Here is a 22,185-nt window from a genome sequence, read left to right as displayed (position 1 = left end):
GGCTCCTGTGTTTTCGTGCCGGAGACCCCGGTTCACTACTTCCTTGGTTCATTACTGATGTAACTAACCTAAGGCAGGAACCGGGGCATTGCAACAGCTTTAAAAGAAAAACGGTGCCCCGCCGAAATCGGCGGGGCACCGGAGTGCGGGCGTGCGGGGCTATTTCTCCGGGACCGGGGTCAGCGGGAGGGCTGTGGTTTCGGTGCCCGGCTTGTTGCCGTCACCGTCACCGTCACTGTCGCGCGGAGCGGTGTCGCCGGAGGCACTGTCTTCGTTGGTGCCGGCGTCCGGTTTCCCGGCAGGGGCGTCCGCGGCGGGGGCTGCAGCTTCAGCCGGGCCGGGTTCTCCGGGCCTTCCCGCGTCGGGTGCGGCCATTCCCTGCGCAGTCCCATCGGGTCCGCGGTTCTCCGTTGCCGTTGAGGAATCCGTGCCGTTTTCCGTGGCCGGCTCTGTTCCGGTATCGGCAACGCCGGCGTCGTCCGCGCCCGACACGGCAGGAGCCGTGGCCGGGGCCATGGGGACGACGGTAACCTTGGCAGCCGCCGGTCGGACTGTGGCTGCGGCTCGGGCTGCGGCTTCGGCCTGGGCACCGGCAGCAGCTTCGGCCCGGGCATCGGCAGCGCGGGCCTCGCTGTCCCGCCGGTCAGATGCTTCCTGCGCCCGTACATCCTCTTCGAGGGTGCCGAGCATCTCCACGGCTTCGTCCACCATGGTGGAGTTCTCGGCGGCGACGCCGCGCACCAGCCACTGGGCGAGGGCGAATTCCGCGGACAGGGCTGCACGGCGGATCAGATGCGGGTCTTCGGGATCCTTGCTCGCCGCCAGGTAGGCGCCGTGTACGGCCTCCGTGAAGCGGGGATCGTTGGCGGCGATCAGCCAGGCAAAATCATCCGCCGGGTCGCCGACCCGAAGATCGGTCCAGCCGGTCACCGCGCTGACCCGTTCGCCGGTGAGCAGGATGTTGTCTTCATGCAGGTCGCCGTGGACCACGGTGGGCTTGAAACGCCAGAGTGAGACGTCCTCCAGCGCGTGTTCCCAGCGTCGCAGCAGGACGGAGGGGATCTTTCCGGTGGTGGCTGCCTGGTCCAGTTCATTCAAACGCCGCTGGCGGAACTCGTTCGCGCTGTAGCTGGGCAGGTCCGCGGAAGTGACCAGGTCGCGGGGGATGGCATGGATAGCGGCCATGGCGCGGCCGATCTCCGCTGCTACGGAACTTCCGGCCGTCATCAGGGAGTCGATGCTGCGGAGGGCGCCGGGGAGGTGCGAGTAGACAAACGTGCACAGATCACCCTGGCGGACGGTGCCCGCCACGTACGGCAGGGCAAACGGCAGCTCGGCCCGGACCGCAGGCACAAACGTGCGCAGGACCAGTAGCTCGGTCTCCAGTCGCATGCTGGCCTCGAGATGTTTGGGGGACCGGACGCGCCACCTGCGGCCGGCATCGTCAATCAGCAGTGCCGCGTCAAAATCCGCAGCGTCGTCCGGGGAACCGGCAACGCCGGTGGGGGTCAGCCCTGGGACGGCAGCGCTGGCCATTGCAGCCAATTCCATGGGGGTCCGTTTCACATGTTCAACCGTAGGGGCAGATGTGCTCCGGATAACCATTGCCGGGCGGCGAGTCGCCTAAACCGTGAGGAAAACCTCAGACCGGGTAGGGCGCAGGGGGCCAACTACAGTTTGGGGGGAGGTAGTCAGTACGGTAGGTGGTATGAGTATCCCGGCACCGGCAGCAGAAGTTTTTCCCCTGGGTTTGTTACCGCTGGCCCGGACGGCCGTGGACCGGGGGTCCGACCGCCGTGTCGCCCCGGATCTGTTCGACACCATCCGCGCCGACGGCGGGACCCGCGTGATGTACCTGGCCGGCGGCCGCGCCCTGGTCCGCGACGGCGCGCTGGTGCTCCTGAACCCGCCGGCGTCGGGCTTCGGTGATGTCCCCGTCTACCTCGGCCGGACCCTGGAGGATGCACAGGTGCCGCTGGGCACCGACGTCGTCCTGATGACGCTGCCCGAACCGGATCCCGCGCTCGCCGTGGACGGCGCCGCCTGGGTGAGCCTGCGCGAATCTGCCACGCATCTGGGCGCGCTGGATGCCGGACTGTTCGTCGAGGCAGCCGCAATAGCCAACTGGCACGCCGTGCATACCCACTGCCCGCGCTGCGGGGCGCAGACCGTTCCGGAACAGGGCGGCTGGGTCCGCCGCTGTCCCGAGGATGACAGCTCCCACTTCCCGCGCACCGACCCCGCCATCATCGTCGCCGTTGTTGACGAGGAGGACCGCATCCTGCTGGGCTCGGCCGCAGCCTGGGCCGGAAACCGGTATTCCACGCTCGCCGGCTTCGTGGAACCGGGGGAGTCGCTGGAGGCCGCGGTCATCCGCGAAGTGGCCGAAGAGTCCGGGGTGGTTGTCCACAGCCCGCAGTACCTCGGGTCGCAGCCGTGGCCGTTCCCGTGTTCACTGATGCTGGGTTTCACCGCCCGGGCTGTAAACGCCGAGGCACGGGCCGACGGCGTCGAAATGTCCGACGTCCGCTGGTTCAGCCGCGCGGAACTCACCGACGCCGTGTCCAGCGGCGAAATCACCATCGCGGGACCCATTTCCATCGCCCGGAACCTGATCGAGCGCTGGTACGGCGGGACCATTATTGAACCGGAGGCCAACGCCCGCCCATGAGCAGTGGATCACCCGAAGCACGAATCCTGGCAGGGCTTGACGACGAGCAGCGCGCAGTAGCCACCACCCTCACCGGCCCGCTCTGCGTCCTGGCCGGTGCCGGCACCGGTAAAACCCGTGCCATCACGCACCGGATGGCGTACGGCGTGGCCACCGGCGTCTACAAGCCGCAGCAGGTGCTGGCGGTGACGTTCACGGCCCGGGCCGCAGCGGAAATGCGGACCCGGCTGCGGGACCTCGGCTCCGGCGGTGTGCAGGCGCGGACCTTCCACGCTGCCGCTCTGAAGCAGCTGCAGTACTTCTGGCCGCACACCGTGGGCGGAGCGATGCCCGGGCTGCTGGACCACAAGGCCCAAATCATCGCCGAAGCCGCGCGCCGACTCCGGCTGTCCACCGACCGCGCCGCCATCCGCGATGTCGCAGCGGAGATCGAGTGGGCGAAGGTCTCCATGCTCACCCCGGACAGCTACGTGAAGGCAGCCGGGGACCGGGAGCCACCGGCAGGCTTTGACCTGACTGCTATTTCGCGGATCTTCCAGTCCTACGAGGACGTCAAGGTGGACCGCAACATCATCGACTTCGAGGATGTCCTGCTCATCATGGTGGGAATCCTGCAGGAAGACGAGCGGGTGGCGGCCATGGTCCGGGACCAGTACCGGCACTTCGTCGTGGACGAGTACCAGGACGTTTCGCCGCTGCAGCAGCGGCTCCTGGACCTGTGGCTGGGGCCGCGGGACGAACTGTGCGTGGTGGGCGATTCCAGCCAGACCATCTACTCCTTTACGGGTGCCACGCCGCGGCACCTGCTCGACTTCACCAAGCGGTTCCCGAACGCCGACGTCGTCAAACTGGTCCGCGACTACCGTTCCACCCCTCAGGTGGTCGGCTTGGCGAACCGGATCCTCGCCGCCCGCACGGCCGAAGGGGAGCGGAACCGGACGGCACCGGCCTGGCCCACTCCGCTGGAGCTGGTGGCCCAGCGGCCCGCCGGCCCGGAGCCGACGTTCACCGAATGCGCCGACGACGAGGCAGAGGCCGCGCACGTAGCCTCGTCCATCAAGGCACTGATCGAACAGGGAGTCCAGGCCAGCGAGATAGCTGTCCTCTTCCGCACCAACGGGCAGTCGCAGGCCTACGAACAGGCGCTGGCGTCGGCCGGCGTCGGCTATCAGCTGCGCGGCGGAGAACGGTTCTTCGCCCGCCGCGAGGTCCGCGACGCCGTGCTCCAGCTGCGCGCGGCGTCCCGGTCCGTGGGCAACGAACCTGTGCCGCAGCTGGTGCGGGACATCCTGGCTTCCCTGGGCTACACCCCCGAGGCGCCGGCCGGCGGCGGAGCCACCCGCGAGCGGTGGGAATCGCTGGCCGCCCTGGTGTCCCTGGCCGAAGAGCTGCAGGTCACCCGGACCCGCGACCCGGACAGCATCTTCACGATGCAGGACTTCGTGGCGGAACTTGAGGAACGTGCTGCAGCCCAGCACGCGCCCCGGGTCCAAGGGGTGACCCTCGCGTCCCTGCACTCCGCGAAAGGCCTCGAGTGGGATGCCGTCTTCCTGGTAGGGCTGAGCGAAGGCCTCATGCCGATCTCGTTTGCCGACACGCCTGAAGCCGTCGATGAGGAACGGCGGCTGCTGTACGTCGGCATTACCCGTGCCCGGGAGCACCTGGCCCTGTCCTGGTCCACGGCCCGGACGCCGGGCGGGCGTGCCAACCGGAAACCGTCGCGGTTCCTGGACGGGCTGCGGCCCCGGACCGAGCGGGACGCCGGGCGTACCGCAGGACCGGCCCGGCAGACCCGGCGCAAGGTCACCGGGCCGGCAAAGTGCCGCAGCTGCGGTGCCCTGCTGACCACCGGGGCCGAACGCAAGGTCGGACGCTGCGGGGACTGCCCTGTGACGTACGAGGAGGCTACCTTCGACGCGTTGCGCGAATGGCGCCGTGCGACGGCCGCCGAGGCAGGCATTCCGGCTTTTGTGGTGTTTACCGATGCCACGCTGGTTGCCATTGCCGAAGACCGCCCGCCGTCCCTGAACCGGCTGGCCACCCTCCCCGGGGTGGGGCCGTCCAAGCTGGAGCGCTACGGCGAGGCAGTCCTGAAGGTGCTTTCGGAGAGCACCGAGGCCTAGCCGGGCGGCTGTTCTAGGCCACCCGGGTGCCCCTGCGCTGCAGCCGGCAGCCGCAGGCCGGGTGGTAGTCCAGCTTCCTCAGCTGCGGGTACCCGTCGGAGGTCCGCAGCCGCAGGACCGCGGAAAGCACGGCCGGCTGATTGATGCCGTCCAGAAACACCAGTGCTGCCATGGCTGCAGCCCCGGCGGCGAGCACTGACCCGGCAAGTTCCTCGCCCTCGGGACCGAACGGGTTTCCGGAGGGGACGGGCACCTCCCGGCTGCCCTTCGCGAGGGCTCCTATGGCGGCGTACCACCCCGGATCGGTGTCTGCCCGGTGCCGGTCCAGGCATTCCAGGCACGGCGTGAGTCCCGGGACCACCAGCGGGCCGACGTCCCATCCGCCTTCCTGTGCAGTCAGTATCAGGCGCGGAACGCTGCCGTCGCCTCCGGGAAGCTCCGGCGGCCGGTCCGGCGGAACCGCGCCCACCGCACGGACGGCGACGGCGAGGTCCACCGCGGCGGGGACCTGCCGGCCACGGCCGGAGGACATGGTCAGCACCTGGACGGTGGGATCCACCCGGAACAGGTGGCGCTTCACGGCAGCTGCGCGGTTCATCCCGATGTCCGTCATGGCATAGGCGCTGCCGACATCCGCGGGGGACACCACTGCCGGGTCCGTCAGCAGCAGGGTTCCGATACCTGCGGAGGCAAGGGTCCGTGCCAGCAGGGCCCCTGCCCGTCCCAGTCCGTCCACGGACACGGCTGCCGTGGCGCGCCGCCGGATGGATTCCTCGCCGTTGACCCGGTAAGCGGACGAGAGACGCTGCGCGTCGGGAAGCAGCCGTTCCGAACGCAGGGAGGGGATGGGGTCCGCTGTTCCTTCGTGCGGTACCAGCAGCGGGCCCAGCACCTGCAGCAGCGAAGCTGCGCGGTCCGGAAGCAGGAACAGGGCCGCTGCCGCCTCCTGCTCCGTTCCGTCCGGAACACCCTGCCGCAGGACCGCCAGAAACGCGACATCCGCGTCCTGGAGGTTGCGCAGCAGCAGGGACCCCGGACCGATCCCCAGCTGACGGGCCCCCGGCGAAACCTCGAGCACGTGAATTCCCGGATTGATCCGCATGGTCTGCTCCCGTGGTCTGGTTCTTCCTGCCCGGTTCCGGAACGTATTCTCCGCACCGGCAGCACTGCCCGCTCATCCGGGCAGGGAACCATGCTGGCACGCCGGACCCCGGGGGGCGGCGTTATCCACAGGCAGCAGGGGTGTCAGCGGCGGCGGCTACGCTTGGAATATGCCTTCCCCGCACCAGACCGTTGATGCCTCCATCCCGGCCACCACCAGCAATGGAACACCCATCCAGGTGCGCCGGTCCGCCCGTCGGAAGCGGACCGTCAACGCTGTTTTCCGTGACGGGGTCGCCCTGATTTCCATCCCTGCACATTTCTCCGCCGCCCAGGAAGCCGAATGGGTGCGGAGGATGGTGGTGCGGCTGGAAGAGCGCGTGGCCGGTGCGTCGGATTCCGGAACCGGGGAAGATGACCTGATGCTGCGTGCCGCGGAACTGTCCCGGACCTATCTCTCCGGCCGGGCCCGTCCGGAGTCCGTCCGCTGGGTCAGCAACCAGAACTCGCGCTGGGGGTCGGCCACGCCGGGCAGGGGAACCATCCGGCTGTCAGACAAGCTGCAGGGCATGCCGCAGTGGGTGGTGGACTACGTGCTGCTGCATGAACTCGCCCACCTGCTCGTACCCTCGCACGGTCCGGCCTTCTGGCGTCTGCTGGAAGGTTATCCGCAGACAGAGACCGCCAAGGCCTTCCTCTCCGGCGCCGCTTTCGCCAGCGCCCGCGGCCTGAAGGGGGAGATGGGGGAGGACTGAGCGGCCCTTTAACGCAGTTACTCCAGAGACTGCTGCCTCTGGAGTAACTGTGGTGGAGCGGTTCGCGTCAGCTGGCTCCGGGCTTGCCGTCCCCGCCGTTTCCGTTATCGGTGTCGCCTTCGCCGCCGGCCTGGTCGGCGCCGCCGTCGGTGGATCCTGCGTCCGGGGTCTCGGTTCCTGCGTCCGGGGCGTCCGGAGCAGCCTCCTCCGATCCCTCTGCAGGGGTATCGAATCCGCCCTCGAGCAGGCGCTTAAGGGCGGCATCGACGTCGGAGTCGGCAGCCTCCAGCAGCTCGCGCCGCCGGCCGAAGCCCTTCGGATCGTCCAGGTCCTCGGAAGTGGGCATCAGGTCCGGGTGCTCCCAGACGGCGTCGCGGCCTTCGATGCCGCGTTCCTCCGTCAGGTGCGCCCAGAGAGCGGCGGCATCGCGCAGCCGCCGCGGACGGAGCTCAAGCCCCACCAGGGAGGCGAAGGTGTGCTCTGCCGGGCCGCCGCTGGCACGGCGCCGGCGGATCATTTCGCGCAGGGCGCCTGCCGAGGGAAGGTTCGCTGTGGCTGCTGCGGTGACTTCGTCCACCCAGCCTTCCACCAGTGCCAGTGCGGTCTCGAGCCGTTCCAGGGCTGCGTCCTGCGCCGGCGTGCGCTGGGGCTGGAAAACGCCGCCGGAAAGGGCGGACTGGATGGATTCCGGATTGGAAGGATCGATGTCCCGGGCGGCTTCCTCGATCTTGGACATATCGATGTGGATGCCGCGGGCATAGCTTTCAATGGTGCCGAAGAGATGCGATGCGAGCCACGGAGCCCGCGCGAAGAGGCGTGCATGCGCGGCTTCGCGGACGGCCAGGTACAGGCGGATCTCCGCCTCGGGTACGTCCAGGCCTTCGCCGAAGGCGGCAACGTTGGCGGGCAGCAGCGCCATGGTTCCGGCGGCCAGCGGCAGGCCGATATCGGTGGAGCTGACCACTTCCTTGGACAGTGCTCCCACCGCTTGGCCGAGCTGGATGCCGAACATCGCCCCGCCCATATTGGCGAGCATGGAGGATGCTCCGCCCATCATGGACTTCATTTCCTCGGGCATCTGCGCCGTGATGGCGTTGGACAGCGCCTCCGAAATACTCACGGCCACGGGCTCGGTCAGGCGGCGCCAGGAATCCATGGTGGCTTCCACCCATTCCGCCCGCGACCAGGCGCGGCCGAGGCTGGCGGTGGACGCAAAATCGGTGGCAGGGTCCAGCCAGAGCTCGGCCAGGTGCAGGGCTTCGTCAACCTCGCGGGCCTGGGCCGGGCTGGTGGAGGGGTCGCTGCCGGTTGCCGCGACCCGCCTGGCGTTGTCCTTGGCGAGCTGCCAGTTCACCGGACCGTCCGAGGATGAGCTGAACATGGCCTGGACCTGCTGGAAGATCATCGCCATCGCGTTGGGGTCCGAGGGCAGTCCGGCGGCCTTCGCCAGCTCGGAGGGATCCATGCCCCCTGCTCCGCCGGCGCCGAACAGGCGCGCGAGCATTTCGGACAGCGGATCCTGCGGGTCGTCGCCGCGGTCGGATGGATTGGAGCTCATGGGATAACCACCGGTCCTGTGGAAGAAAATAAAGCGGAAAGTTCGGCTTGCGGTGCCCGACACCGGCCGAGCATATTCCCACCACGTTACCGGCAGCGGCCAACCCCTGTCCCGCACAGCCTGTTTTCGTTCGCTGTAGGCAAAGCCTGCCCTGCACACCCGGGTACGGAGCCGGGCGTAGGCTTGCAGGGTTGGCAGCCTGACAGCGGGCACCGGCACGTTACCGCAGACGCACAGCACGAGCACAGCACACGAGCGCAGGAAAAGGTTGGTCAGTTGCGCCCCTCTCATGACGACAGCAGGACCGCGGCGCAGGGCGGGCCGGTCAGTCCCGCACCCGGGGAGTTCCCCGTCCCGGCCCCGCAGCCGGACGGCAGCTACTCCGTGTACCCCTATCAGGGCCTGGGCCCGGGACGCCCGGCACCGGCGAAACGCACCGTCCGCTCCCGCGCAATGATCGTCTCGGGAGCGCTCGCCGTCGTACTTGGTGCCGCCGCCGTGCTGCTGCCCGCCCAGTACGTGGTGGAGTCCCCGGGGCCCACGTTCAACACGCTGGGCAGCGCCGGAGACTCGGAGATCATTGAAATCGAGGGGCGCCGGAGTTATCCCACGAAGGGTGAACTGGACCTGACCACGGTGTACGTTTCCGGCGGACCCAGCACCAATATCAGCATCTTCCAGGCTGTGGGGGGCTGGGCGAACAACGACGACGTTGTGTACCCCACCGAATTCCTCTACGCGCCGGGAACCACCAGCGACGAGGTGGACGAGGAAAACGCCGCTGCCATGACGTCGTCGCAGGAATCCGCCGTCGCCGCTGCCCTGACGCAGCTGGACATCCCCTTTACACAGGAACTCACCGTCGCCGCCGTGGTTGAAGGCTCGCCGGCCGAAGGCGTGCTGCAGGCGGGAGACACCGTGACCGCGGTGGGGGACACCCTGATTGACGGCATCGACAGCCTGCGTGCGGTACTGAACGACGGCGGCGGCTCGGCTGCGGAGATCACGGTGCGCCGGGACGGGAACGAAGTCACCGAATCCGTGACGCCGCGGCAGTCCGACTCGGGTGTCTATCAGCTCGGCATTGAGCTGGCGACGTCCTTCGAGTTCCCCTTCGAGGTCAGCATCGGCGCGGGAATGGAACAGGTGGGCGGACCGTCCGCCGGAATGATGTTCGCCCTGGGGATCGTGGACCGGCTCACCCCGGAACCGCTCACGGGCGGCAGGCACTTCGCCGGAACCGGGACCATCGACGCGGCCGGCAACGTAGGTCCCATCGGTGGAATCCGGCAGAAACTCATCGGGGCGTCCGACGCCGGCGCGGAGTATTTCCTTGCCCCTGCGGACAACTGCGGCGAAGTTGTCGGGCACATCCCTGACGGCCTCGAGGTGGTGAAGGTGTCCACCCTGGATGAAGCTGTCCAGGCGGTGGAAAAGCTCGCCGCCGGTGGAAGCGCGGCGGACCTGCCTCAGTGCACCCCCTAGTGGTGGATGGCCCGCCCTAGTTACGATCGGGACAAGGTTGTTTGCGGCACCGGATCGAAGTGGCAGCCACAGAGCAATCCAAGGCAGAATGACTTACGGACGGCTTCCCGGCCGTCCGGCGGGGACACAGGGCGGAAGACACGGCCCGAAGTCATTCCCGCCGGTGAACCCCGGGGAGGCCGCGAGCCGACGCACCGAACGATGAGGTAACTGTGACTTCCGGACCAAACGGCCCATTTTCCCGACCCGGCACGGCCACGGCCGTCGGCAGGCGACGACGGCGCAGCCCGCTGATCGCGACGCTGATCGTTGTTGCCGTACTGGTCATTGGCTTTGTGTATTTCTCCCAGGTCTACGCAAACGTCCTTTGGTACAACCAGCTGGGCTATCTGGAAGTCTTCGTCAAGGAGAACCTGACCCGGATCTCCATGTTCCTGGCGGCGTTCCTCGTGATGGCCGCCGGCGTGTTCGCGAGCATCCGGGTGGCCTACACCTCGCGGCCCATCTACGCGCCGGACAGTGCGCTGCAGGACAACCTGAACCGCTACCAGGCCCAGCTGGAGCCGGTCCGCAAACTGCTGATGATCGGCATCCCGGTTTTGGTCGGCGGCTTCGCCGGCACCGCTGCCATGTCCATGTGGCAGCAGGCGCTGCTCTTCTTCAACCGGCGCGACTTCGGCCAGACCGATCCGCAGTTCAACATGGACTTCAGCTTCTACCTGAACACCCTGCCGTTTATCGGGTTCCTCGTAGGCTTCCTGATCAGCGTCGTCGTTATTGCCGGAATTGCCGGCCTGCTGACCCACTACCTTTACGGCGGCATCCGGCTGGAGGAGAAGGGCGTGTTCGTGAGCCGCCCGGCCCGCCTGCACCTGGCCATCATCGCCGCAGCCTTCCTCATCCTGCAGGGCATCAACTTCTGGCTTGACCGCTACGACACCCTGCTGAGCACCTCCGGAACCTGGACCGGCGCGCTTTACACCGATGTGGAAGCCGTCATCCCGACGAAGGCCATCCTGGCCGTCGCCTCCGTGATTGTTGCCGTCCTGTTCATCCTTTCCGCCGTTATCGGCCGCTGGCGCCTGCCCATCATCGGCACCGCGATGCTGATCATTACGGCCATCGTGGCCGGCGGCGTCTACCCCTGGATTGTCCAGCGCTACCAGGTGCAGCCCTCGGAGCTGAGCCTGGAACGGGAATACATCCAGCGCAACATCGACCTGACCAGGGAGGCCTACGGGCTGACCGACACCGAGGTCATCCCCTACGACGCCACGGTGAACGCAAATGCCGGAGCCCTCGCGCAGGACGCCGGCACCACCGCCAATATCCGGCTCCTGGACCCGAACGTCGTCTCCGACGCGTTCGGCCAGCTGCAGCAGTTCCGCCAGTACTACCAGTTCCCGCAGACCCTGAACGTGGACCGCTACGAGATCGACGGCGAGGTGCAGGACACCGTTATTGCCGTCCGTGAACTCAATGTCGGCGGCGTACCCACCGGCTGGGTCAACGAACACATCCTCTACACCCACGGCTACGGCGTGGTGGCGGCACGCGGCTCGACCGTCGGGCCGGACGGCAAGCCGAGCTTCATGGAATCCGGCATCCCCTCCACCGGCGTCCTCACCGACGGCGGCGCATACGAACCGCGGATCTACTTCGGGGAGAACTCCCCGGCGTACTCCGTGGTCGGCGCCCCCGAGGGCACCGCTCCGGTGGAAATCGACCGTCCGCAGACGGGCAACTCGGAAGAGGAATCGCAGACCACCTTCAGCGGCGACGGCGGACCCAGTGTCGGGAACCTCTTCAACCAGCTGGTCTACGCGATCAAGTTCCAGTCCACCGAGCTGCTTCTTGCGGACGCGATCAACGAGGAATCGCAGATCCTGTATGACCGCGACCCCCGCGAGCGGGTCGAGAAGGTTGCGCCGTACCTGACGGTGGACAGCAACGCCTACCCGGCGGTCATTGACGGCCGTGTGAAGTGGATCGTGGACGGATACACCACAAGCAAGTACTTCCCGTACTCCACCCAGCAGGAGCTGCAGGACGCCACCACTGACTCGCTGACCCCCGGCGCCGCGGCCCTCCCGCAGGAGCAGGTGAACTACATCCGCAACGCGGTGAAGGCCACGGTTGACGCCTACGACGGTTCCGTCGAGCTGTACGCCTGGGATGATGAGGATCCGCTGCTTCAGTCCTGGCAGAGTGTCTTCCCCTCCACCCTGAAGAAGTACAGCGACATGTCCGCCGAACTGATGGCCCACGTCCGCTACCCGGAGGACCAGTTCAAGGTCCAGCGTGAACTGCTCGGCAAGTACCACGTCACCGACCCGGATTCCTTCTACCAGAACGACGACGCGTGGAGCGTTCCTGCCGACCCCACGGGCGGCAACGGCAACATCAAGCAGCCTCCGTACTACCTGTCGCTGCAGATGCCCGGACAGGACGAAGCGACCTTCTCCCTGACGACGCCGTTTATCCCCTTCGTGAGCGAAGGCGGCGACCCCCGCAACGTCCTTTACGGCTTCCTCTCCGCAGAGGCGGACGCAGGCACCGGTGAACCCGGTGTCAGGAGCGAGGACTACGGCAAGCTCCGGCTGCTGGCACTGCCCACGGACACGGCTGTGCCCGGCCCCGGCCAGGCACAGAACACGTTCAACTCCGATCCCACCGTTTCCAACGCCCTGAACCTGCTGCGCCAGGGTGCATCGGAAGTCATCAACGGCAACCTGCTGACCCTGCCGGTCGGCGACGGCATCCTGTATGTCCAGCCGGTCTATGTCCAGTCCTCCGGCGAGGCCTCGTACCCGACGCTTCAGCGCGTGCTGGTCAACTTCGGCGAGAAGGTCGGCTTCGCTCCGACCCTGGATGAAGCGCTGAACCAGATCTTCGGCGGCGACTCCGGTGCGGCCACCGGCGACGCCGGCAACGTCGGAGCCACACCGCCGGCTCCGGAAGACGGGGCGGACGTCACGGCCCAGTCAGAACTGGCAACGGCGCTTTCCGACGCCGGACAGGCCATCCAGGACGGCCAGGCAGCCCTCGGCAGCGGCGACTTCGCCGCGTACGGCGAGGCGCAGACCCGGCTCCAGGACGCCATCGCCCGCGCAACCGCAGCGCAGGAGCGGATGGAGGGCGACGCCGGCGGGGACGACGCCGAAGCGCCGGCCGACGACGCCACCGCACCGGCGGAGGACGGCGAAGGCAGCTAACCCGCCGCGGCGGAGCACCCCGTGCTCCGCCGCCGGCCGGCATCCGGTTTGCACCCTCGACCTGCGGCGGGTAGAGTTAGATATTGCGCCGCGGGGTGGAGCAGTTCGGTAGCTCGCTGGGCTCATAACCCAGAGGTCGCAAGTTCAAATCTTGCCCCCGCAACAAAAGGAAGTCCCCCGAGGATCCGCAAGGAACCTCGGGGGACTTCTGTTTTGTCCTCCGGAGGACAAACTAGACTCCCCGTATGGGCGATACCCCGGCGGAACGGGACCCGGACCGCGGCGAGACCCCGCTGCAGAAACAGGACCGGAACTGGACGGACCTGCTGCAGGAACTGCGGGTGCTTCAGACCGGCATCCAGATCCTGACCGGTTTCCTCCTGACGCTGCCGTTCCAGCAGCGGTTCACGGCGCTGAATCCGGCCCAGGTGGGCATTTACCTGTCCCTGGTAGTGCTGTCGGTCCTTGTCACTGCACTGCTGCTGTCCACGGTGGTGATGCACCGCACCTTCTTTCAGCGGCGGATCAAACGGGACCTGGTGGACAGCGCGGACCTGCTGCTGCGGGTCACGCTGGTCCTGGTTGGCCTGATCCTGGTCGGCACCATCGGCCTGGTGTTCGACCTGGTGCTCTCCGGTGCCGCGGGTGCCGTTGCCGCAGTGTCGGTCGCGGTGCTGGTGGCGCTGCTCTGGCTGCTGCTTCCCCTCCTCCTGCGGCGGCGTGCGCTGCGGCGCCGCGCCTGGCAGTCCCGGCACCGGCGGCACCGGGACGGAGAGCCAAAGGACGGATAGCCGAAGCGCCGGCAGCCGGGGACGGGGACAGACAGACGAAGGGCGGGCACCGGAAGCGGTGCCCGCCCTTCGGGCAGTACTGGTTGCAGCGGAGCGGCTAGTCCTCGATGGCGGACTTCGTGCCCGAAGACTTCAGGGCCGCCAGGCGGGCTTCCACCTCGGTCTGCTCGCCGAGATCCTCGAGCGACTCGAACTGTGCGTCCAGGGAAGAGGACGCGAGCTCGTTGGCGCCGCGGACGCGTGCTTCTTCGCGGCGGATCTTCTCTTCAAAGCGGCCGACCTCGGACGTGGAGTCCATTACGTCGATGCTCTTCATGGCATCGTGCATCTGCGTCTGGGCCGAGGCGTTGCGGGCGCGCGCAATCAGTTCATCGCGCTTGCTTTGGAGCTGGTCCAGCTTGCCCTTCATCTGGTTCAGCCCGGTCTTGAGGCGCTCTACGATTTCTTCCTGGGAAGCGATGGTCGGCTGGGCGCCCTTGGCTTCGTTTTCGGAGGCAATCTGCCGCTGGAGGGCCACCTTGGCAAGGTTGTCGAATTTCTCGGCATCCGCTGTGTTGCCGGCGGCGCGGAATTCATCGGCCTTGCGGGACGCAGCCAGGGCCTTGTTGCCCCAGTTCTGGGCATTCTGGATGTCCTCGTTGTAGTCGTCCTGGAGCATCCGCAGGTTGCCGATGGTCTGCGCTACGGCGCTCTCGGCTTCGGCGATGTTGTTGCTGTAATCGCGCACCATCTGGTCGAGCATCTTCTGCGGGTCCTCGGCCTGGTCGAGGATGGCATTGATGTTGGCCTTGGCCAATTGGGTGATACGTCCGAAAATCGACTGCTTAACCACGGTGTCTGCCTTTCAATCTGCTGTGTTCGGAAAAATCCCGTCTCCGCCATGGGACGTTACGGGTACATCTTGGTGTACTTTCGCGTGTTTGGCTCGTACCGTCTAGAAGTTTCCTCCGGAGGAGCCGAAGCCGCCGCCCCCGCCGAACCCTCCGCCTCCGCCGAAACCGCCGCCGCCGAAGCCGCCGAACCCGCCGCCGCCCCATCCGCCGCCGTGTGAGCCGCCGCGCAGGATGGAATCAATGAGGATACCGCCCAGGAGGGCACCTCCCAGCCCGTTGCCGCCGCCTCCGCCGCCGAACCCGCCGCCAAAGCCGCCGCCGCCGAAACCGTCAACGTCCTGCTGCGCCATTTCCGCAGCCTGGGCGGCCAGGGCATTGGCCTGCTGGGCATAGGCCAGGGCACTCACCGGATCGCCGGCCTGCATGGCCACGGCCTGCTGCAGGTTCCGTTCCGCCTCGGCCAGGCGCGTGCGTGCCTCGCTGCCCACGCCGCCGCGGCGTGCGCGGATGTAGTCGGAGGTACCGGAGATCTGGGCCTGCGCGGCCATGATGGCGTGCTGCAGGGAATCGCGTGCCCTCCGCTCCTGTTCCTGGCGGTCACGGATCCCTTCCAGCGCTGCATCCAGCTGGCTGTTGGCCGCCTCCAGCCGACGCAGCAGATCCACCGGGTCAATCGGCCCGGCCTGCGTCGCCTGGTGAACTGCGTCAAGGGCGGCACGGACGCCTGCCGCCGGGCCGGCGAGGCCCGGGGTGGTTCCCCCCGCCGCGATGGCGCCGGCCTGGGCCAGGTCCTGGTTGGCATCCGCTACGGCGCGCTGGAGCTCCTGCCGGGCACTGTCGAGTTCCTGGCTGCGCTTGTCGATGGCATCCAGCAGCACGTCCGCCTGATGGACGGCTTCTTCGGCCGCGCGGACGGAAACCACCGCCGAGGACGTGTCACCTTCGGACAGCTTCTCGTTTGCTGTTGCGGCCGCATTGGTCACGAACGCCAGGCGCTCATGGGCCTGGTCGATGTTGTCACTGACCTGGCTGACAGCCGAGGCGGCATAACGGGAGCGGAGCGAATCAAGTGTTGCCGCCGAGGTGCTCAGACGTGAGGAGGTCTGATCCGCAGCTGCCCGTGCCGCCGCCAGTGCGGCAGGGGCATTCTTCTCCAGTTCCCGGAGGGAATCGAACTCTTCCTTGTGCGCCTGCAGGGAATCGTTGACCGCCTCGCACCGGCGGATGATTTCCTTCAGCCAGGTGCGCTGCTGCTGTTCGGTGTCCGGAATGTGGTCATCGAGCTGCTGCTGCAGTTTGAAGGACTCGCCCATGTGGGCGCGTGCCGCGGCCAGGTCCTCGGAGAAGGTGGTGACGGCGTCCTCGCCGTAGGCGGCCATCGCAAAACCGAGCTCCTGCTCGCTGGACTTGATGGCATCGTCGGCAGCGACGAGCAGGCTTCCGGCACGCTTGCGCAGGTCGGGAACGCTCATGGTGTCCAGCGGATCCACCGGTGCAGCCGGTCCCTGCTGCTGAACGGGAGCGGCAGCAACGGACTTGCGGCGGCGGCTGCGGACCAGCAGGGCTGTTCCCAGTCCGCCGGCAACCACAACGCCGCCGACCAGCAGGGGCGCAATGTCCGCTCCGCCGGATTCTTCCGCGGCGGCAACTTCTCCGTTTCCGCCGCGGGCAATATCTTCCAGCGACTCAGCGGCGTTCACCGCGCTGTTGGCCCACTGTGCGGACGAAATGTCGGAGGACCCCAGCAGGGGGTCGGTGGCCGCGGCGAGGATGGCATTGCGGCGTGCCTGGTTCAGGACGCTCTGGTCCCCGGTGGAAACCTGGATTTTACGGTCCTCGGTAGCAATGCTCAGAAGGGCTTCCTTGGCGCCCATCCCTTTGCCCCGGACCACCTGCTCCGACCAGGCGGCCGGGTCCGAGGGGCTGGTGAAGGAATCCACGTAGACGACGTAGAGGGTGTACCCGGTGTTCCGCTGCACCTCGGAAATGGCCGCATCCACCTCGGAAGCATCGCCGCCCAGCACGTTGGCCGGGTCCACCACGTATTCGCCGGGCGGTATCCGCACGGGGGACTCAACCGGAACCTGGAGCACCGATCCGACTGCGGACCGGGAGGGGTCCACGGGCCCGGCGAAGGCAGCGGCCGGGACCAGGACCGTCACTGCACTCAGGCCTAGTACGGCCCCCAACCTGTTCCGTGACCGCATAAAATATCCTTTGGTTTGTCCTGCTCGGTTCCAGGGGCCGTAGGGGGCAGCACATGCGGCCACGGACCTTGGTACCGATTCTAGGGGCCGTCCAATGCCGCGTCCACCGCGTACCAGGCGGCCCAACGCTCCGTCGACGTCGGGCATGGCCGTCTGACCTGCGCTTTTGCCGCTTCCCTCGCGCATGCTGCCGCTACAACGGCATTCGGGATGTTCACAGCTGATGTCCAGCAACCGTCCTCGTATGTCCCAGCTTGCACTGTCATAGTGGTAACAACACGTTGTGGCTAGACCATGGGTAAACGAACCTTGAAAGGACAACCCACATGACTGAGCAACACGGGGGAGCCGACGAGCGTCCGCTGCCTCCCCGGCCGCCCGCTCCGCCGTCGTCGTTCCCTGGCGCAGCGCAGGGGGACCAGGCCTCCACCGGCAACGGCCCCGCCGCCCACGGAGCGGCTCACGGATCGTCCCCGTACGGGTCGGCGGACCCGGGTACGGCGTTCACCGCCCCGGCCGGCACCGCACCGGCCGGCGAGTCCCGGTCAAAGAAGTTCGGGGCCGGAACGCTGGTGGCGGGCATGCTGCTGGCAGGGCTGTTCGGCGGCGGAGTGGCCGTGGGCGCCGGCGCCCTCATGGAGGACAGTGACACCGCCGGCTCGGCCACCCAGCCGCAGACGGTTGTGGTGAACAACGAAGACAGCGTCAACGCAGTCACGGCCGCGGCAGTGAAGGCGGCTCCGAGCGTAGTGACCATTGAAGTCGCCGCTTCGGGCAGCACCGGCACCGGGTCCGGGATCATCCTCGACGACGACGGCCACATCCTCACGAACACGCACGTGGTGACGCTCGGAGGCACCGCGGGGGACCCCGTGGTTGAAGTCCAGACATCCGACGGGCGGGTACTGACCGCCACCATCGTCGGCACGGATCCCGTATCGGACCTCGCCGTGATCAAGGTGGATGCCGACGACCTCACGCCGGCCGCCCTGGGGGACTCCGGGAAGCTGAACGTCGGGGACACCGTGATTGCCATCGGCGCACCCCTTGGCCTGTCCGGAACCGTCACGGACGGTATCGTCTCCACGCTGAACCGCACGATCAGTGTCCAGTCCTCCGCGGCACCGGAGGAATCGGAAAGCTCCGATGAACCCGAGGACAACGGTTTCGGCTTCCGCTTCGCTCCGCCGGACGGATCGTCGCAGAACCAGAGCGCCGCGGAAAGCTCGATCTTCCTCAACGTCATCCAGACAGACGCCGCCATCAACCACGGCAATTCCGGCGGCGCACTGGTGAACAGCGAGGGTGAAGTTATCGGCGTGAACGTTGCTATCGCCTCCGCAGCATCGGGCTCCGCCGGTGAGGACAGCGGCAACATCGGTGTCGGATTTGCCGTCCCGATGAGCTACGCCGAGCGGGTTGCCGAGGAAATCATCGACAACGGTTCCGCTACGCACGGCTACCTCGGCGTGTCCGTCACCCCGGCAACCGCGTCCGACTCGGCGTCGACCTTCACGGTAGGGGCCGAAGTAGCCGAGGTGGTGTCCGGTTCGCCCGGTGAAAAGGCTGGCCTGCGCGAAGGGGACGTGATCACTTCGGTGAACGGCATCCCGGTAACCGATGCCCAGTCACTCACCGCTGCAATCCGCATGCAGCCGGCCGGCGGCAAGGCGACCATCGACTACACCCGCGGCGGCAACGCGGACAGTACGGACGTTACCCTCGGCGATTCGGCGAAGCAGTAGCGGCGCTGTTTCGGCAGGGCAGCGGTTAGCAGCGCTGCATCCAGCAGGACAGGAAGGGCCGCCTCCGGAAGTATCCGGAGGCGGCCCTTCGGCTGTCTGCAGGCCTTCCATTTGCACCGACGGGAAAGCCCCGCCAGTGTGTGATTAGCTTTAAACGCACCGCTCCATAGGGCGGTGCGCGTCGGCGGGAGGATTTCCAGGCCGCCGGAATCGATTTTCCTACCGGAAAGGCGCCGAATGCAGGAGTCAGCCACCCGTCCGCTGAACATTGTTGTCTTGGTCAAGCACGTCCCGGACGCGCAGTTTGACCGGCACCTCACCGGACCCGGGCACACCCTGGACCGCGCCGAGAGCATTCTCTCCGAGCTGGACGAGTATGCCCTCGAAGCCGCGCTGCAGCTGGCCGAAGCACGCGGCGGGGAGAGTGCCGGGAACCGGGTGACCGCCCTGGCCATGGGGCCGGCGGCGGCAGTGAACGCGGTGAAGAAGTCCCTGCAGATCGGCGCCTACGCCGGCGTGCATTTGGCCGACGACGCCCTCGCCGGCTCCGATGCGGCCGGTACCTCACTGGCTCTTGCCGCCGCCGTGCGTGCCGTCGCAGAGTCCAACGGGCCGGTGGATCTGGTCATCACGGGCATGGCGTCCACCGACGGTGAAACCTCGCTGGTTCCCGCCCAGCTCGCCGAACGGCTGCAGCTGGCACAGGTGACCTTTGCCTCCGAACTCGAAGTGGCCGACGTCGACGGCGCCCCGGTGGTCAAGGCCCGCCGCGACGGCGACTCCTTCACCGAGACCGTCGAGGCACCGCTGCCGGCCCTCGTCTCGGTGACCGACCAGGCCAACAGCCCGCGCTACCCGAACTTCAAGGGGATCATGGCGGCCAAGAAGAAGCCCGTCACCGTGCTGACGCTCGCCGACATCGGCGTGGACCCCGCCCAGGTGGGGCACGACGGCGCCTGGACAGCCGTAGCCGCCTCTGCGCCGCGGCCGCCGCGCTCGCAGGGAACCATCATCACCGACGACGGCACCGCCGGCGTGCAGCTGGTGGAATACCTCGCCGCCCAGAAACTCATCTAAGACTTCTCCCTGCTTTGCTTTCCGGCGCTCCGCAGGCGCCGCCGCCTACGTCCCGAAGGAGCGCATCATGGCGTCCGTCCTGGTTTTTCTTGATGTCCCAGCCCTGCCCCTGCCGCGGGCTGCCCGTGAACTGCTGACCCTTGCCGGCACCGTCGGCGAACCGGTGGTCGCCGCGGCACACCGTGCGGATCAGGCCATGCTCGATGCGCTTGCCTCCCACGGCGCGGTAAAGGTCTACGAGCCGGCAGGGGAACTGGATACCGTCCTGGTGGCCGCCAAGGCTGCCTTCCTGGCCGACGCTGCGAAGACCGAACAGCCCGCAGCCATCCTCCTGGGCAATTCCTTCGAAGACCGGGAGATCGCTGCCCGCACCGGCATCAAGCTGGGGTCCGGCGTCATCACCGATGCAGTTGCCGTGGCGCCCGATCTCGCCGTCACCAAGTCGGTGCTGGCCGGGTCCTACACGTCAACGTGCCGGGTACGGACGGGCACGCCCGTCATCACGGTCAAGGCCAACAGCGTCGAGCCCGCGCCGGCTGATCCGGCTGCCGCGGCTCCGCAGCGCGTCGAGGTGCCGCTTTCCGACGCCGGCCCTGCCGCACGGGTGACCGGCCGTTCCGGAAAGCGCGTCAGCGGACGTCCGGAACTGGCCGAGGCCCGGGTCATCGTTGCCGGGGGACGCGGCATGGACGGGAACTTCGGTCCCGTGGAGGATCTGGCGGACCTGCTCGGCGGAGCCGTGGGCGCCTCGCGTGCCGCCACGGACGCCGGCTGGATCGAACATTCCGCCCAGGTGGGACAGACCGGCAAGACGGTCTCCCCGCAGCTGTACATATCCGCCGGCATCTCCGGCGCCATCCAGCAGAAGGCCGGCATGCAGACCGCCAAGGTCATCGTTGCGGTAAACAAGGACGCCGACGCTCCGGTGTTCGAGATCGCAGACTTCGGCATTGTCGGCGATGTGTTCTCCGTGCTGCCCCAGGCCGCCGACGAAATCCGGAAGCGCAGGGCCTGACATGTTTCCGACGTCGGCTCCCGCCCGGGTCCTGGCCTTCGCCGCGCACCCGGACGACATCGACTTCGGCGCTGCGGGGACTTTGGCCCGCTGGGCACGCGAGGGTACGGAAATCACCTACTGCATCATGACCGCCGGCGATGCCGGCGGCTTCGACCCTGCCGACCGCTCCGGTGTCAGTGCGCTCCGCAGCGCGGAACAGCGCGAAGCAGCCCGCCAGGTGGGGGTGCAGGACATTGTGTTCCTGGGGGAGCGGGACGGCTATCTGGAGGTTAACCACGCGGTGATCGCCCGTGTGGTGGAGCAGATCCGCCGGGTGCGTCCCGACGTCGTACTCTCCCTGCATCCCGAGCGGAACTGGGACCGCCTCCAGGCGAGCCATCCGGACCATCTGGCCTGCGGCGAAATCGTCACCCGCGCGGTTTACCCTGCCGCCGAGAACCCCTTTGCCTACCCGGAACTCGCGGAGCAGGGGCTGGAAGCGTACAAGGTGCCGTGGCTGGTGTTTTACGGTGCGCCGCGGGAGCGGGAGAACATTGCCGTGGACGTCAGCTCCACGGTGGAAGTCAAACTCGCTGCCATCCGGGTCCACGCGAGCCAGCATCCGGACCTTGAGGGCATGGACGCCTCGGTCCGCCGGTTCCTGCAGGACAACGCCCGCCGTCACGGCCTGCCCGAGGGTGCCAGTGCGGAGACGTTCCACGCGGTCGGTGTGAATACCCCGGAGACCATCGCCGGGTTCTAGCGGCCTTCGGGGCCGCCGGCCGCCCCGGCCCCCGGACCGTGATCGGGCGGACTAGGGGCGTACGGCGGTGGCGATCAGGGTGTCGGCATTGAGTTCGAAGTCATCGCCCAGCTCTGCGAGGAAAGCAGTGCGGACCCGGTCCACGGCTGCCGGGTCCTCGGGCAGCAGCATCCGGTAGCCGCCGCCGAGCACCAGCGACCAGGCGAGGGACGGACTGAGCTGGACGCGCCCGGGCGTGGCCGCCACGGTGATGTCGGTCAGGCCCAGGGACTCGAGCCAGGACGCGAGTTTCTCCGGTGTCTGAAGCCGCTGCACGTTGTCCGCACCCGGCTGGGGAAGGGTCTCAAGCTCGGGTCGTTCCTGCAGGCAGGCTTTCCACAGCAGCTCCCTGAAGGGCTCCCAGGATCCTTCCGCCCAGGTGCTGAGGGCGAAGCGCCCCCCGCTGCGGAGCAGCGACGCGAGGTGGGCGGCGCCGGCATCCATATCCGGAAGGAAAAACAGGGAGTAAGCGCAGACCACCGCGTCGTAGGGCGCCTCGGCCGTCCATGCCGTGATGTCGGCCTGCGCCAGATAGACGTTACTGAGTGCGAGGGTGTCTGCCTTGGCCTGGGTCAGGGACAGCATCCGGGCGCTGAGATCCACGCCGTCGACGAGGCCGTCGGGGCCGGCGAACTGGGCGGCCGGAATGGTGGTGGCACCGCTGCCGCAGCCGGCGTCCAGGACCCGGTCACCGAGGGCGATGTCCGCCGCCGCCACGAGGGCGTTTCCCATGGGATTCCAGAGCGAAGGTGCGAGCCGCTCGAAGTCGGCGGCGCCGTCGTCGAACGCGTTGCCGAGGTGGAGTTCAGGCATGGGAAGTGTCCT

General features: G+C 67.7%; 16 protein-coding genes and 1 tRNA gene. 11 read left to right on the top strand and 6 right to left on the bottom strand.

Annotated elements, in window-relative coordinates:
• Positions 1–159 precede the first annotated feature (159 nt).
• Entirely contained in the window at positions 160–1,551 is a 1,392-nt protein-coding gene (locus tag N2K95_RS11825; RefSeq protein WP_313771083.1) for a phosphotransferase, read from the bottom strand.
• Between the two features lie 157 nt (positions 1,552–1,708).
• Between N2K95_RS11825 and nudC the strand changes: the two genes are divergently transcribed.
• Together nudC and N2K95_RS11815 are read left to right on the top strand one after the other, a co-directional pair.
• Positions 1,709–2,671 carry an NAD(+) diphosphatase gene (nudC, locus tag N2K95_RS11820; RefSeq protein ID WP_260651713.1) on the top strand — a complete coding sequence of 321 codons (963 nt, stop codon included), beginning with the start codon at positions 1,709–1,711 and terminating at the stop codon, positions 2,669–2,671.
• The gene (locus N2K95_RS11815; RefSeq protein ID WP_260651712.1) at positions 2,668–4,794 is read left to right on the top strand and encodes an ATP-dependent DNA helicase UvrD2; all 2,127 of its coding nucleotides are present in this window, start codon (positions 2,668–2,670) and stop codon (positions 4,792–4,794) included. Before nudC ends, N2K95_RS11815 begins: the two co-directional genes overlap by 4 nt.
• Positions 4,795–4,807: 13 nt before the next feature.
• Here N2K95_RS11815 and N2K95_RS11810 read toward each other — a convergent pair whose 3' ends face one another.
• Positions 4,808–5,896: a ThiF family adenylyltransferase gene (locus N2K95_RS11810; RefSeq protein WP_260651711.1), complete on the bottom strand. Its 1,089-nt coding sequence runs from the start codon at positions 5,894–5,896 to the stop codon at positions 4,808–4,810.
• Between the two features lie 169 nt (positions 5,897–6,065).
• Here N2K95_RS11810 and N2K95_RS11805 point away from each other — a divergent pair, with 169 nt between their 5' ends.
• Positions 6,066–6,650, top strand: coding sequence for a M48 family metallopeptidase (locus N2K95_RS11805; RefSeq protein ID WP_255790246.1), 585 nt, complete (start codon positions 6,066–6,068; stop codon positions 6,648–6,650).
• Positions 6,651–6,717: 67 nt separating this feature from the next.
• Here the strand turns inward: N2K95_RS11805 and N2K95_RS11800 are convergent, their stop codons facing one another.
• Positions 6,718–8,208 (bottom strand): zinc-dependent metalloprotease, encoded by a 1,491-nt coding sequence (locus tag N2K95_RS11800; protein WP_260651710.1) that lies wholly within the window; start codon positions 8,206–8,208, stop codon positions 6,718–6,720.
• A gap of 276 nt (positions 8,209–8,484) precedes the next feature.
• On the opposite strand from N2K95_RS11800, the gene N2K95_RS11795 reads away from it, so the two are divergent.
• The 4 genes from N2K95_RS11795 (at position 8,485) to N2K95_RS11780 (ending at position 13,699) form a co-directional block, all read left to right on the top strand.
• Positions 8,485–9,693 carry a YlbL family protein gene (locus tag N2K95_RS11795; protein WP_260651709.1) on the top strand — a complete coding sequence of 403 codons (1,209 nt, stop codon included), beginning with the start codon at positions 8,485–8,487 and terminating at the stop codon, positions 9,691–9,693.
• A gap of 212 nt (positions 9,694–9,905) precedes the next feature.
• Positions 9,906–12,908 carry a UPF0182 family membrane protein gene (locus N2K95_RS11790; protein WP_407080082.1) on the top strand — a complete coding sequence of 1,001 codons (3,003 nt, stop codon included), beginning with the start codon at positions 9,906–9,908 and terminating at the stop codon, positions 12,906–12,908.
• A gap of 89 nt (positions 12,909–12,997) precedes the next feature.
• A tRNA-Met gene (locus N2K95_RS11785) sits at positions 12,998–13,071 on the top strand.
• A gap of 82 nt (positions 13,072–13,153) precedes the next feature.
• Positions 13,154–13,699, top strand: coding sequence for a DUF6328 family protein (locus N2K95_RS11780; protein WP_260651708.1), 546 nt, complete (start codon positions 13,154–13,156; stop codon positions 13,697–13,699).
• Between the two features lie 97 nt (positions 13,700–13,796).
• On the opposite strand, the gene N2K95_RS11775 is transcribed toward N2K95_RS11780, so the two are convergent.
• Positions 13,797–14,531, bottom strand: coding sequence for a PspA/IM30 family protein (locus N2K95_RS11775; RefSeq protein WP_255790243.1), 735 nt, complete (start codon positions 14,529–14,531; stop codon positions 13,797–13,799).
• A gap of 102 nt (positions 14,532–14,633) precedes the next feature.
• On the bottom strand, positions 14,634–16,739 hold the full coding sequence (locus N2K95_RS11770; protein WP_260651707.1) for a TPM domain-containing protein: 2,106 nt from the start codon (positions 16,737–16,739) through the stop codon (positions 14,634–14,636).
• A gap of 326 nt (positions 16,740–17,065) precedes the next feature.
• On the opposite strand from N2K95_RS11770, the gene N2K95_RS11765 reads away from it, so the two are divergent.
• The 4 genes from N2K95_RS11765 to N2K95_RS11750 all read left to right on the top strand — a co-directional run bounded on the left by N2K95_RS11765 (position 17,066) and on the right by N2K95_RS11750 (position 21,321).
• Complete coding sequence (locus N2K95_RS11765) at positions 17,066–18,484, top strand: S1C family serine protease (protein ID WP_260651706.1); 1,419 nt, start codon at positions 17,066–17,068, stop codon at positions 18,482–18,484.
• Between the two features lie 237 nt (positions 18,485–18,721).
• Positions 18,722–19,561 (top strand): electron transfer flavoprotein subunit beta/FixA family protein, encoded by an 840-nt coding sequence (locus N2K95_RS11760; protein ID WP_260651705.1) that lies wholly within the window; start codon positions 18,722–18,724, stop codon positions 19,559–19,561.
• Positions 19,562–19,628: 67 nt separating this feature from the next.
• Complete coding sequence (locus N2K95_RS11755) at positions 19,629–20,576, top strand: electron transfer flavoprotein subunit alpha/FixB family protein (protein WP_260651704.1); 948 nt, start codon at positions 19,629–19,631, stop codon at positions 20,574–20,576.
• A gap of 1 nt (position 20,577) precedes the next feature.
• A complete protein-coding gene (locus N2K95_RS11750; RefSeq protein ID WP_260651703.1) occupies positions 20,578–21,321 on the top strand; it encodes a PIG-L deacetylase family protein in 744 nt (247 codons plus the stop codon).
• A 51-nt stretch (positions 21,322–21,372) separates the two neighbouring features.
• Here N2K95_RS11750 and N2K95_RS11745 read toward each other — a convergent pair whose 3' ends face one another.
• Positions 21,373–22,173, bottom strand: coding sequence for a class I SAM-dependent methyltransferase (locus tag N2K95_RS11745; RefSeq protein ID WP_260651702.1), 801 nt, complete (start codon positions 22,171–22,173; stop codon positions 21,373–21,375).
• Between the last annotated feature and the right edge of the window lie 12 nt (positions 22,174–22,185).

Source organism: Arthrobacter zhaoxinii (assembly GCF_025244925.1).
Lineage (GTDB): Bacteria > Actinomycetota > Actinomycetes > Actinomycetales > Micrococcaceae > Arthrobacter_B > Arthrobacter_B zhaoxinii.
Note: the sequence above shows the minus strand (reverse complement) of the source record. Positions and strands in the feature narration are given on the sequence as shown.